General features: G+C 59.3%; 11 protein-coding genes and 1 pseudogene. 6 read left to right on the top strand and 6 right to left on the bottom strand.

All coding sequences use genetic code 11. The features are described from left to right. The 3 genes from P0D89_RS47715 to P0D89_RS47705 all read right to left on the bottom strand — a co-directional run. On the bottom strand, nucleotides 1-321 hold a 321-nt coding region (locus P0D89_RS47715; protein ID WP_408361784.1), incomplete at its 3' end, for a hypothetical protein. Between the two features lie 12 nt (nucleotides 322-333). Continuing rightward, nucleotides 334-1,614, bottom strand: coding sequence for a TniQ family protein (locus tag P0D89_RS47710; protein WP_408361783.1), 1,281 nt, complete (start codon nucleotides 1,612-1,614; stop codon nucleotides 334-336). A gap of 142 nt (nucleotides 1,615-1,756) precedes the next feature. Continuing rightward, the gene (locus P0D89_RS47705; RefSeq protein WP_408361782.1) at nucleotides 1,757-2,548 is read right to left on the bottom strand and encodes a metallophosphoesterase; all 792 of its coding nucleotides are present in this window, start codon (nucleotides 2,546-2,548) and stop codon (nucleotides 1,757-1,759) included. A gap of 1,271 nt (nucleotides 2,549-3,819) precedes the next feature. Between P0D89_RS47705 and P0D89_RS47700 the strand changes: the two genes are divergently transcribed. The 6 genes and pseudogenes from P0D89_RS47700 to P0D89_RS47675 form a co-directional block, all read left to right on the top strand. Then, on the top strand, nucleotides 3,820-4,026 hold the full coding sequence (locus P0D89_RS47700) for a BPSL0761 family protein (protein ID WP_408361781.1): 207 nt from the start codon (nucleotides 3,820-3,822) through the stop codon (nucleotides 4,024-4,026). Between the two features lie 391 nt (nucleotides 4,027-4,417). Then, nucleotides 4,418-4,948, top strand: coding sequence for an HAD domain-containing protein (locus P0D89_RS47695; protein ID WP_408361780.1), 531 nt, complete (start codon nucleotides 4,418-4,420; stop codon nucleotides 4,946-4,948). Between the two features lie 528 nt (nucleotides 4,949-5,476). After that, nucleotides 5,477-6,739 (top strand): hypothetical protein, encoded by a 1,263-nt coding sequence (locus P0D89_RS47690; RefSeq protein WP_408361779.1) that lies wholly within the window; start codon nucleotides 5,477-5,479, stop codon nucleotides 6,737-6,739. Nucleotides 6,740-7,070: 331 nt separating this feature from the next. Continuing rightward, complete coding sequence (locus tag P0D89_RS47685) at nucleotides 7,071-7,409, top strand: hypothetical protein (RefSeq protein ID WP_408361778.1); 339 nt, start codon at nucleotides 7,071-7,073, stop codon at nucleotides 7,407-7,409. Between the two features lie 138 nt (nucleotides 7,410-7,547). Next, nucleotides 7,548-7,865: an ElaB/YgaM/YqjD family protein gene (locus P0D89_RS47680; RefSeq protein WP_408361777.1), complete on the top strand. Its 318-nt coding sequence runs from the start codon at nucleotides 7,548-7,550 to the stop codon at nucleotides 7,863-7,865. 29 nt (nucleotides 7,866-7,894) lie between these two features. Next, nucleotides 7,895-8,052: pseudogene (locus tag P0D89_RS47675) on the top strand (GlsB/YeaQ/YmgE family stress response membrane protein); the annotation flags it as partial. 1,251 nt (nucleotides 8,053-9,303) lie between these two features. Here P0D89_RS47675 and P0D89_RS47670 read toward each other — a convergent pair. The 3 genes from P0D89_RS47670 to P0D89_RS47660 all read right to left on the bottom strand — a co-directional run bounded on the left by P0D89_RS47670 (nucleotide 9,304) and on the right by P0D89_RS47660 (nucleotide 11,375). Beyond that, nucleotides 9,304-9,657 (bottom strand): response regulator, encoded by a 354-nt coding sequence (locus tag P0D89_RS47670; protein WP_408361776.1) that lies wholly within the window; start codon nucleotides 9,655-9,657, stop codon nucleotides 9,304-9,306. 280 nt (nucleotides 9,658-9,937) lie between these two features. After that, the gene (locus tag P0D89_RS47665; protein WP_408361775.1) at nucleotides 9,938-10,822 is read right to left on the bottom strand and encodes a YsnF/AvaK domain-containing protein; all 885 of its coding nucleotides are present in this window, start codon (nucleotides 10,820-10,822) and stop codon (nucleotides 9,938-9,940) included. 100 nt (nucleotides 10,823-10,922) lie between these two features. After that, a complete protein-coding gene (locus P0D89_RS47660) occupies nucleotides 10,923-11,375 on the bottom strand; it encodes a YsnF/AvaK domain-containing protein (protein ID WP_408361774.1) in 453 nt (150 codons plus the stop codon). Between the last annotated feature and the right edge of the window lie 117 nt (nucleotides 11,376-11,492).

Genomic DNA, 11,492 nt, shown 5'->3' with positions numbered 1-11,492 from the left:
GATAACACGACAAGTAGTCTGACGCCGGGGGACATCAGCGAAGGAAGAGATGCGTTTGGCGACACGCCATTTGCCCCATGCGTAGTCAACCTCGAGGTTCAAACGGGGGCGACCCAATAACTCGTAGACTTGGCCGAAGTGGGTGACGCCGACACGTCGCTGGATATCATACAACTCGATGACAGCGCTAACCTGCGGATGCTTTGATTGCGATGATATACCGACGAAGTGGCGTTCGTTACGCTCCGTCTCCATAACGCGCCAGTCGAGAAGCGTTGTCGTTGGTTGCAATTCGATGTTTTTCGCTTTCCACGACGGCATCTTGGGCTCCCTCTACCATTCAATCTTCGTCATCTCTGCCCGGATGACGCTTCGCTTCCAAACATTCAGGAAGCAACCCGGGTCCTGCAGAGCACCTCTGAGTTCCGGTTCGGAGGGATGGCGCCCGCGACGCTTGAATTCAGCCAAGACGACGCGCACGTTAGCTTCAAAAGCTGAGCGACTGGCCGCGGCGATTGCTGCAACATGGGCCGAATTGCGCTTCGACACTTGGGAGCACAAGTCAGGTGAGCGGCGCCAAAGTGTGACTGGCTCCATATTCAAGTCGATGGCTATTGCCCGAACCGACCGCGGGGGATGCTCTGCGAGCGCGTCTGTCAGCATTCTTTCTATCTCGGCTTGTTCTCGAACGCGCCTTGGCATCGCGCGACGAAGCTGGTACGGCTCGCGACCCTGTCCCGGCGACCGGTCTGTGAAGCAGTGAGTAACAAACATCTCTTCCATGGTGGCGCCAGTGTGATGGGATGCGCGGAGAAAAAAGTGCAGGGGCGCGGCGAATTCGCCGTTGGCATAGAAGTTCACCTGACCGGGCAGTTCTCCCAGTGACCGAGCCATCGCGCTGCCATTCCCTTCGAAAAAAACGTCTCTGAGCGCTTGGACGACTGCCATCCCCGGTAGCACCTTTGCACCGGCTGCAAGGCTTGATGGCAAGGCCATAAGGTCACCGCACGTATTGGCTACGAACATCTCGTACGAGGAAACGGGCGCTGTGACATCGGACGTCGGCTCACGTCCCATCCATGCGCCGCAATGGCGACAGCAACCGACGCGAGCAGTCGCGCAGAAGGGAATTTGTCCTCCTTTTTGGCAGGCTGGACATACTTCCACTAAAGCGACCCGGTGCTGGGGGCAAACGTGGACCTCCTGAAGCCGCCACAGCAGTCGCTCATAAACGCCTCGGTCACCCTGTTCCGCAGACTCCTGCAGGCAAATCGGACACCAGCGTCGATTGGTTGTCACGAGTCGGCGGCTCGCGATGGTTCCAGCAAACGGCAGCATCGTACATAACGCTAGATTGCTGGCGCCGGTAACTTGCTCCAATGCGTCGGCCCAATCCCCCGCAGTCTTTGTGATACCGTCGATGACCACTTTGGAGACGAGTGATACTCGTTCGCGCTCGGACCAATCCGAGTAAAGCCTGGTGGCGATTCGCTCGCGGAAGAAGGTCACGAAAGCGAGATGCATTTCTGCCGCATACCGGACCGCGAAGCTGGAAAGCTGCTCAATCTGGCCGGTACCGGTGGCGTGCGGTGAGGATATCGGAATTGGACACATGAACCGGCCCTCTAAATCAAGTGTAGTCGCCCGCTTCGGCATGCAAAGCCGGGCCCATTGACGAGCACGCGCCACCGTCCTTGCGCGCGGTCTGCGAGACGCTGCGTTCCACTGCGATATGTGTAACGCAAAACACGTGGTTTCATCTCGCTGCCGTTTCCGTAGGTCCGCGACGTTTGATGCCTGAAGCGATGTCAATCACCCAGGCCGGGTCGAAGAATGGATTCGGACAACGCGTAGTGCCCGCAGGGTTGCAGAGTACGCGGCACCGACCAAGCCTGTAGTCACACGTGTGATGCACATGCCCATGTATCCAAACATCTGTCTGTTTGGTCAGGTGAAGCAAGTTGCTAGCGAACCCTGAACTAAGGCGGTTGAGGCCGCGACTTCTCCGAAGGGACCGAATGTGCGGAGCATGATGCGTTACCACTACCGTGCTTCCGTTGAAAGGCCGAGCGAGCGTTCTTGACAACCAGTCAACGGTGAGATGGTGTTCTCTCTTCGTGTCTTCCGGCGTTATCAGTTTTCCGTCGGCACGTCTCAGGTAGCGATAATCAGGGCCAAAGTATTGAGCGAGAAGCATGGCATCCTCGACGCATCCCATCAAACTGAAATCAGTCCAGAGGCAACACCCCAGCACCCTCACGCCTGCTAATACCATCTCTGAACGCTCCAGTAGCTTGACCGTGCCCGTCAATGAAAGCTTGGCGGCGGCGCTGATTCCAGACTCGTACCCATCGAAGTACGAGTCGTGATTTCCACGAACGTAAAAGACAGGACACGGCCAACCGGAGAACCGGCAGAAGACTCTTCGAATTCTGTCGATGTCACCAGCGAGCAGAAGCAGTTCGCCCCCTGCGAACACCGGCATCCTTGGTTCGTGATAAGGGTCGATGTGTTCAAGGTGAAGGTCGGACGCGAACTGGATGCGCATTTCTTGACTCCGAGCGGTTCGGCATTGACTCCTCCGTTTGGGGGAAAGAACGCGAATCACGATGGGGAGCGGGTTGCCAGATTGATTTTTATGTACTATAAAATACGTAAACAATAGACGGAAATCAATCTCAGCGAGCTTTTCCTGCCGGCCAGGCGAAGCGGAGTGTATCAGCAGACGTTCGGCGTGCTTTTGTGACGACGGTGAGCGGCCTGCAATCCAAGTGCGGTCCCGCACTACACGTCTGCACGAGGTGATATATGGCTTACTGGCGATGCATGCCCGTCTCGATTGAGCCAGAAATAACGCTTGTCGAATGGCGAATCATGGAGACGGAACGCGGACAGCGACATTTTGTCGGCAACAGAATTGACCGCAGTTCTGGAAGAGTCAGCAGCGCCATCGTAACCTTTGACCCCAAGCGGCGAGTCGGAATCACCTCATCCGGTCGCGTCTACCGCCTTGATGGGCCACCCGGTAAAGGCTCGGATGCAGACTATGTCTGGAGCGTCTGGCGCGTGCGAAACCGGGTCTCCAGTTACGCCGATGTTACGGACACGGCCACGCGTCGACCCGAAGGCCCACTAGAGACTAGACAGGACTGGGAGGAGACGCGTGCCTTCAAAGCTACACCGAGGAAAACATGACCATGTTGCCGCCGGACCACACCATCGGGTCTCTGTCATGAGCAATGTAGCTCGCCGACTGGCGCTTTATGCGAGCAGCCGCTGGAGGGCCATATGCCACAGGGCGGAAACGGGTAGCTGAGCTCGAGCACGTTAGCGAACGCATTGATGTCATTGAATCTTCGTCGATGAGCCAGAGGTCGTGAGTGAATCGCGTCTAATGACTTCAAGGACGCCCGCACCTGGTTCCAGCGACGGGTAAGCCGGCGAGTCATAGGTGCGACGTTTCACTTGCACATGGCTCGCCAAGGTTTCGCGAGGCGTCGCGTGCGTGGCAAGTCTGGGCGGCTGTCAGCGCCCGCGGCCGCCGCTATCGACTTCTCGGGCCGCGAGGATGGACTGACGACTCTGCGTACTTGTTGATGGCTTGGTGCGTGACATATGCCGTCCGTACGACGGCGACGTCACATCCAAATATCACTTAGACGCACGGCCTGAAGCCGCGCAATAGAGCAAACGCTGAGGAGAGCGCGGGGGGAAGCATGCTCATGAGGGACCGCGTGCCCCCTTTTGATGACAAGTGGCCGACCGGCATTCTTCTTGGATGGTGCGAAGCGATGATGGAATTTCTGCTAGGAGCTTGCCATGACCATGCCAAGTGAGCGTACCAAGGCTGTCATCGAGACGCGCCGATTCCTCAGGACGCTGTCGGACGCTGAAGACGAAATCATGTGGGGCCTCGTGCGCTCAGCCGCGCTTCAGCTGCTACGCCACTACCCGCTTGATGTAGACATCGATGCCTCCTCGGCTGCCCTTCCGAGCGTGTGGGCAGCGCCCAGTAAGGTCAGGTGAGCAACGTGGCCGATAGACGCAAGACTTACGGTCCAAGAGTGTCGAAGCGGCAGAGACAACCGAGAGTCGTCCGCAACGAAACATCCCGCGTTATTGGATACGCTCTTAGCGGTGTTGCCAAAGAACTGGCACGCCTGATAGCACGGCAGCTGACGCGGCGTCGGAGAGTACTCACGCGGCGCGGCGAAGCTGCGATATCGAAGCGTGATGTCTCTCGCCTTTTCTGCCGAGCCATTCATAGTGCGCTGCTAATTCCCCGCACTGACCGAGGCCTGGTAGCAAAACAGCGCAGCGCATTGGCCTATGTGCTCGCCGCCGCCGATTTGCCTTCAAATCTCCGAGTATCAGGCGTATCAAAGGAACTGAGTCGCCAACGGAAGCGGAGGAGAAGATGACAATATCTGACGAGCAGTCGCAACACTCGCTTGCCTACAAACCGACGCTCTACCTCAACTATGGCGGGGTGCTAAACGTGGGACACGGCGTGGTTGACCACAACGGCGTCATAACATTGGATTCAGGTCGGCCGCCGTTCGAGTACGCACCCTATCTTGTGGACATTCTCGCACCTTGGCCGCAGGTACAAATCATTCTTACCACCTCGTGGCTGAGAAGCCTCGGCGATGAGAAGACCGTCGCCTTGCTACCCGACGAATTGCGCCGCAGAGTCGTTGATACGACGCTCCATACGCCACCACGGTTCGGCGAAATCAAAGATGGCACCGGCAAGACCATGTGTGTCATCCGCCATTCAAAGAAGCGTGGCCTCACAAAGTGGCTGGCGCTAGATGACGAAGCGTGGGGCGTGCCTCCGGGCTTTGAGCAGCATTTTCTGCACACAAAGTCAGAGACGGCTCTCGGCGCGCTAGAAGCACGCAAACAACTTCGGGAGTGGCTTGCTGTCAACGGCGGCCTGCAGTGATGGACAGCGAGCGAGAGCTAGTGCGGGTCTGCTCGCTTCCAGTGGGGCAGCCGTTTAGGTCCGATTGTAAGAAGGTATGGACTGGCGCCCGATGGAGGTGAAATCATGACCGAAAGTGATAGCAGGCGGATGGCGGTCAGTCGCGACTATCTGAGTGATGCAAGGCGTGGAAAGCTGTCATCAGCGACGCGCCTGAAATGCGCTTGGGAAGCCATCTATTTTTGTTGCTGTGCAGTCGCTGGGAGGCGAGGGGCAAGCGTTGACAGCGTGGACCATCCGGACGCCGATGTCGTCGAACATCTGCTGCGGGCCCTCTCTGTGTCCCCGAACGAGCGACGTCAGGTCGACGCGCTTTTTCGATGGACCTCGAACATGCAGCCACTATTCCCAGAACCATGTTCTCCGGAGGAAGCGTGCGACCTCGCGGAAGCTCTTCATCTACGAACGGCGGCTTTTCTGTCGAAGTAGCGGGGCTCCAATGCTCCCTTCGGATTGCATCAGACGTCTCCTCAAGATATGCAGGCAGCTATGAAAGTGCGAGATTTGCTGCGACACCTGAAAGAAGCCAACCCGGACGCCGTCGTTCTGTATCTCGCGCCGGGCGCGGATGCGGGCGACGCGGATGAGATTGTGCAGGTTACAGTGCCGACCGAAGCCTGGACGTGCGAGCGCCAACGCTCCAAGGGAGGGCGAGTGGACGAGTTCTACTATCCGCCCGGCCCCGGCTCGTCGGTTGGCTGGGACCCGGAGACCGACGAACAATTACCCGTAGACGTGGTCATCTTGACTTCAACGGCTGTGCCCTTGGCAAGGACCGGTTGGCAAGTCGCGATGGGGCGCATTGGCGCCGAGTTCGACATTCCGCAAAACGACGCATCATTGCTGGCGCGCAAAATTGCCGAAAACGAGTTTCAGCTCCCACCTGCTTACCGTGCACATTGCCATCACCTGCCAGACGAAGTGATAGTTCGCATCGAAAGCATCGTGCGCGACGCTTACCTGGAAGCGGGCGAAGTCTCGCCAGAGCAACTTTGGGCGCAGGTGCTGGTCGGTCGGCGTGCGCTGATTGCGAAAGGTGAGCTGCTGACGCCTGTTGACTTCAAAAAGCGGATGCGCGTGAGCGAGAAGCGGTTGGCGCGGCTCGCGGATGAAGGAAGTGTCTTTGCCCTGGAAGTAGACGAATCCGAATACTTCCCCGCGCTGCTGACCGACCCAAATCTCGACCAGGAGCGATTGCAAGCGATATGCCGAATCATCCAGCCGGCTCCGGCGGACTCGCGTCTTGATTTTCTCACGTCGCAGGATGGATGTCTCGATGACCGGCGCCCGCTTGACATGCTTGAGAGCGACGAAGATTTCAAGTCGTTGAAACGCGTAGCTACGGGCTGGGCGGCTGCGTGGTGGCGCACTGCTGTCACGCTGTACCAGGGCGAGCATGAAGTTGAGCCCGAGGATGTTGAGCCGCTCTATACGGCCGCAGTCGAGGTGGACCCGAGAAGGCCACTATGGGACCGCGCTTCGGAAGCCCTTCAAGTACACGGATATCAATGGCCGCTGGGCCCTTATCCCGCCGTCCGAGAATTCACTCTCTTTGTTGAGCGACAACCAGCTGGGGATGCAGCGCCGACACCGGAGGCTTGCGTGCAAATCATCGTAGACGGTGAGTACATTCGAGTCCGCATCGTTGCTGCTCCCGGCACTGCGCTCGACTCAGAGACGGTGGCGGCTGGCAAGCACAAGACCTTTATTGAGGTCGCAAAGCAAGTCATCGCCCATCTTTGCAAGCACTAAGCGCGGGTCGTATGCCCGAATAATCCTTCAATTAATGGAGCTTCCCATCATGCTACAAGTCACAGTAGAACTTTTGCCGTTCGGCGACCCTGACGCGGCGACGCGCAAACACCTCGGTACTGTCGAAATCGTCAACATCGGCGGCGCCCGAGCGCAGGCGTCATATGAAGTCCGTGTCTTTGACGAAGCGGGGGAGCGAATCGCAACAGGACATCTTGAGGACTACCCCAGATTTTCGGCCACCGTGTGGGACCTCGTTGCCAGAGGCGTCGCAACGGCACTTGCCGGCAAAGAGGAACTTCCTCCGCGCCCTTCACCGAGAAGGTCATGAATGAATGACCCGACGACTCCACGAGTACCCGATGACTTTCCACGGGACCCAACGCCCGCGTTGCTGTCAGGCACGCAGCCAAAACTCGCTGGGCGCTGGATTGACGGTAGGCTTATCGTCGGCTTAACTGCAGCCGAAAGGTTTGAGCGGTGGGACATGTGTGAAGACTTGGCGCAGCAGCTGGTTGCAAAGACCCTTAAAGACGCAGCCAAATACCCTGAGCATCCGCGCGACGTAACGCTGCGGCGTATGCGCCGGGGTATTGAAGGCAAAGGGTGGACGAGTGTCGTCGAAACGGACTGGCTCATAGAGCGGTTGCGTGTCCTGCTTGGTTGGTAGCAGGCAACTGCAAGAACGCACACATGTGCAATTGCCGCGAGCGCCGCTCAGTGCGGCCTCCACTCGCGTTCAACGTTCTCTGCGGGGCACGCCACTTGCTCAACCCTTGGACCATTCAAACTAGATATGGAGGTTCAAATGACCGAGTCGCATCAATCAACCGCCCCAGCAGCCGGGTCCTTGCCCGTCGCGTCTGACCCGGGCAGTTCCGCCGGTTTATCTCAACAGGGCAGCGGCGCTACTACGAAGTCCGGCGGCAGCGACGGAGACCGAACAACCAGTGCCCGGACGTTGTCCGACCTGAAGGACAGGATTGCTGGTGCACAGGAGGTGGTCAAGACGAAGTACCGTGTCGTCTCCGAATCGACCGACGATTACGTTCATGAGGCTCCGTGGAAAGCGGTCACGATGGCACTCATCGGCGGACTCATCATCGGAATGCTTGCTCGCCGCTAGTGTGGATTTAGCTCTATAGCAGAAGAAACATGGACCCGGTCTCGCATGGAATCATTTTCCTGCTGATTATCGGAGGCCTCGTCGGCGCCTTGGCCGGTCGCATCGTCGACGGCGGCTTCGGCATCGTGGTCGACATCATCGTGGGAATTGTTGGAGCCTTATCGGAGGTTGGCTTGGCGGTTCGCTAAAGGCGGCCAGGACGTCAACGTTGAGGAGGTCCGGCGCAAACTTCGGGGGCGGGGCACGCCGTTGCATGGCGGCCCGCATCACCGATGAACGGTGCGGCTGTGCAATGGCTGCATGCTTCAATATGGTTAGCCACCGCGCTCGCTCACCCGTGCGCCTGCCGCCACAGCATTTCAGAACTGCCCGTCACGAATCGAATCACGATTCCTGGCTGCCGCAGCCCCTCCGGTGAGGTGAGAAGCCCCAGTGCCCGGCAGCGTCCTTTACTGCGACCGCGCCATAGTCGTACAGCACCCCGCAAGCGGCGGCCCCTCGCAAGCCACTTGTATCCTCAATAACCAGAAGCGTACGCGTTGTTGCGTCGATGCTCGGGGGGCCAGCCGTGTCGGCGCTGAGGCCCAAATCTCCCGTCTCCGGCTTGTATCGGTTCGCGCCTGCGCCCGCACGCTCGCCGTGCGCTGCATACTCCGCGGACTCGTGAACGCGCCAATCCAGCTCTGGAGTATCAACAGGAATAGATGGCGCCGCAGCGCGATTTCCTGCCTGGTATAAGTGTCCATGGTCCCGGCTTAACCCCAATGCCTGCAGGGCGCGAAGCGCCTCATGGGCGTCATGATACGAGCCGAAAAGCGCCACGATGACTTGCCGCATGCGGTTCCTCCATACGTCATCACCTGATACGTCGGCGGTCTCAAATAGACCAGTGGCACATTGGCGCCGCTTCGGGCCATCAGGCAGCGAGACGCTCCGGAGCAGGCCCGAGAAAATGCTTCGGGACGCCGCGCCAACTCCGTGTGTCGCACACCGGGGGAGGTATCGCACGTGCAGTGCCGCAAGTCATATGCCAGCGCCTGTCGGCAGGAAATCGGCCATGCAGTTGTAACTCATGGCGACCAAGCGCCGCCGCCGGCGGTTCCATTTCGATGCCGCATGTGGTCAGTTGCGCCGCACCATGGCGCGGGCAGATACGTTCATCAGGCGCATGGAGGCGTTGCTCCCGGGGGCGCGGGCGGTTATGTACCGGACGCACGGTCTCCCCGGGCGGCGTTGAGATGGTTTCGCGCGAAGCCACGTCATGGGTGATTTCGGAAGCCGCGCGCCTGTCATCGGTCGCCACCGTTGCCGCTGCCGGCGTGACAGTCCGGGGTGTTGCCCTCATTGTCGTGACCGCCTCGGCTGGTCGAACTGTCTTTCTCTGGAGACCGCCGGCGTTGCGCAATCCTCTCGAACGCTCCACTTCCCGCTGATAATCTCAGGACCGCTTCTCCACCAGTTTGTAAATCAGGTTCAGCAGGTGGGCCGCGACGAAAGGCTTACGGAGCAAAGCCTGCACTGGCAACCCTTGCGGCACATTGACCGCCGTCGTCAGAATCACGGGAATATGGGCGAGCAGCGGAGCGGCGCGCAGCGCACGAACCAGCGCGAGGCCGTCCATGACCGGCATCACGACGTCCGAGATAATGATGTCGGGAGCATCGTCCGACGCGGCGAGGAAGGCCTCGTTTCCGTTTTCGGCTCGCTGCACGCGGTGTCCTGCCATGACGAGCAGTGTCTCCATGCTCGCCAGCACATTTGTGTCGTCCTCAACCAGCAGCACAATTGCCATTTTCCGCTCCTGACTTACGCCTGAGCAGCAATGATTGTTCCGTATTGTGCATTGATTGCCTGGAATCCCGCCGCCGGTCTACCGTGGTGTGTTCACGCCAACGCAACATTGGCCAACACGTACCTCGGACCGACCAGTCCGCCAAATCCGAAAGGGTTTCCGGCCGCAACGGTTCGCGGCCGGTCTGCTGGTCCAGGCAAAATTCGGCAGACGGTTTGCACCGGCGTCGGCGACAGCAGGCAGCCCCACCTAGCGGCCGGCGGGGCCGCGACGGCCCGTTTCAGACCGGCTTCGCCGGCGTGGTGGATTCCCGTGACTTGCCCTCTTGCTCTTCGACCCGTTCAACTTCGACCTGCGTGCCCCGGACCGTGTCGTTGATGGTCTCTGTGCGCGCGGTCGCTTCCTTGCCCACGACGACCTCCTCCACCACTCGCGCAGTTTTCGAGACGACTGGCTGCTCGCTGGTCTCGCGGACTTCGACACAATCTTCCTTCAGGTCGGCGGGGGTCGCCGGACGGTCGACCGGGCGACGCTCAACGGAAGCATGTTCCTCGCGCAATTGTACGGTCTCGCTTACCGGTGTAGTGGTGAGTCGTGAGTAGACACGCACGCCACCGGTCTGGACTTCGCGCTTACCGACATCAAGGTCCTCGCGAACCACGGGAAAGGCCTTGCGCTCCGCTGCGACCTCTTCCGCTGTGTATTCCCTCGCCGACGGGTCGTAGCCGCGATATCCGCTGCTCCGCCATTGGGCGACGCGCTCGTCCATATCGACTGCCCCGGACTCATTGAGCGCTGCGCGGACCGCATCCGCCTGAGCCACATCCTCTACCTCGACGGTCAATAGCACACTACCGCGGCGAACAGCCTCGTGGTAGTACCCGATTTCTTCCGGACGCTCCTCACTTCCAAACAGGTTCGAGAAGAAGCGTTCAATCCGCGCAAGAGCGCCTCCTCCCTCGCGGGGAGCGTCTACCGTCGATGCGCCGTGCGGACCGGAAGCGCCCGCGAGCGGCGCGTCCGAAGCAGCATCGGGGACTCCGTTTGCTGAGTCACGCTCATGTACCTGTATGTCTGTGCGAGAAATTCCTTCCTCCACAAGGCGGTCGGCTGCGTTGTTTGCCTCGATGAGGCGGTCAAAGATACCAACGATTACATGTGCCATTTCCGAATCTCCAATGTTAAGTAAGGGTGGCCGATTGTCCAGGTATGCATAGGAATGCTTACCGGTAGTCTTTGCCTTGCTGCGTCGCATTGACATCGGTCTACCCGTTTTCTTCGACCCAGTCGCCCGACAGACCGTCGCGCCGTTCGACAATCAGGGCCTGCTTTTGAACCGATGCGTGATGTACCGCATCCACCTTCGTTGTAGATTTTGTAATCCGCACCTCCTCCTTGAGCATCAGTTTGAGTTCCGTTACCGGGACGTATTCGAACACGGGCACGACAAGCGTGGGGCCTTCCTGTCGCGGTCCATATTCCTTTGCTACGGGTCGATTTATCTGGACGCGTTGCACCTCGACCGATTCGGTGCGCAGCGCTACTGGGATTTCCTGAATCTCGTCGTAGTTCACCTTGCGCACGCGTACCGCGCCTGTCTCGGTCCGCTCAATTTCGACCGACAGGCGCTCCTGCACCGCACCGATGCTCACGTCGCCCGAACGGTGACAGGCCGCCGCCGGGCTGTCGTTGTCTTCATCGCCGTCCTTCGCTTTCATGGCGTTGCTCCGGAAATTGAAATGGCGCCGAACACCAGCCGCCAGGCGTCAATGGGCAGGACTTTTAGTACGGGTGCCCCCAGTTTCGCGTGCGGTGCTTACCGGGGCGTCGCTGGC

The organism is Paraburkholderia sp. RL18-085-BIA-A (assembly GCF_046027075.1).
In the GTDB taxonomy this organism is placed as follows: Bacteria; Pseudomonadota; Gammaproteobacteria; order Burkholderiales; family Burkholderiaceae; genus Paraburkholderia.
Note: the sequence above shows the minus strand (reverse complement) of the source record. Positions and strands in the feature narration are given on the sequence as shown.

What these genes read in the sequence shown, in the direction of transcription:
- P0D89_RS47700 (WP_408361781.1), top strand. Translation starts at nt 3,820, where the DNA reads ATGACCATGCCAAGTGAGCGTACCAAGGCTGTCATCGAGACGCGCCGA.
- P0D89_RS47690 (WP_408361779.1), top strand. Translation starts at nt 5,477, where the DNA reads ATGAAAGTGCGAGATTTGCTGCGACACCTGAAAGAAGCCAACCCGGAC.
- P0D89_RS47665 (WP_408361775.1), bottom strand. Translation starts at nt 10,822, where the DNA reads ATGGCACATGTAATCGTTGGTATCTTTGACCGCCTCATCGAGGCAAAC.
- P0D89_RS47680 (WP_408361777.1), top strand. Translation starts at nt 7,548, where the DNA reads ATGACCGAGTCGCATCAATCAACCGCCCCAGCAGCCGGGTCCTTGCCC.
- P0D89_RS47660 (WP_408361774.1), bottom strand. Translation starts at nt 11,375, where the DNA reads ATGAAAGCGAAGGACGGCGATGAAGACAACGACAGCCCGGCGGCGGCC.
- P0D89_RS47705 (WP_408361782.1), bottom strand. Translation starts at nt 2,548, where the DNA reads ATGCGCATCCAGTTCGCGTCCGACCTTCACCTTGAACACATCGACCCT.
- P0D89_RS47710 (WP_408361783.1), bottom strand. Translation starts at nt 1,614, where the DNA reads ATGTGTCCAATTCCGATATCCTCACCGCACGCCACCGGTACCGGCCAG.
- P0D89_RS47685 (WP_408361778.1), top strand. Translation starts at nt 7,071, where the DNA reads ATGAATGACCCGACGACTCCACGAGTACCCGATGACTTTCCACGGGAC.
- P0D89_RS47695 (WP_408361780.1), top strand. Translation starts at nt 4,418, where the DNA reads ATGACAATATCTGACGAGCAGTCGCAACACTCGCTTGCCTACAAACCG.
- P0D89_RS47670 (WP_408361776.1), bottom strand. Translation starts at nt 9,657, where the DNA reads ATGGCAATTGTGCTGCTGGTTGAGGACGACACAAATGTGCTGGCGAGC.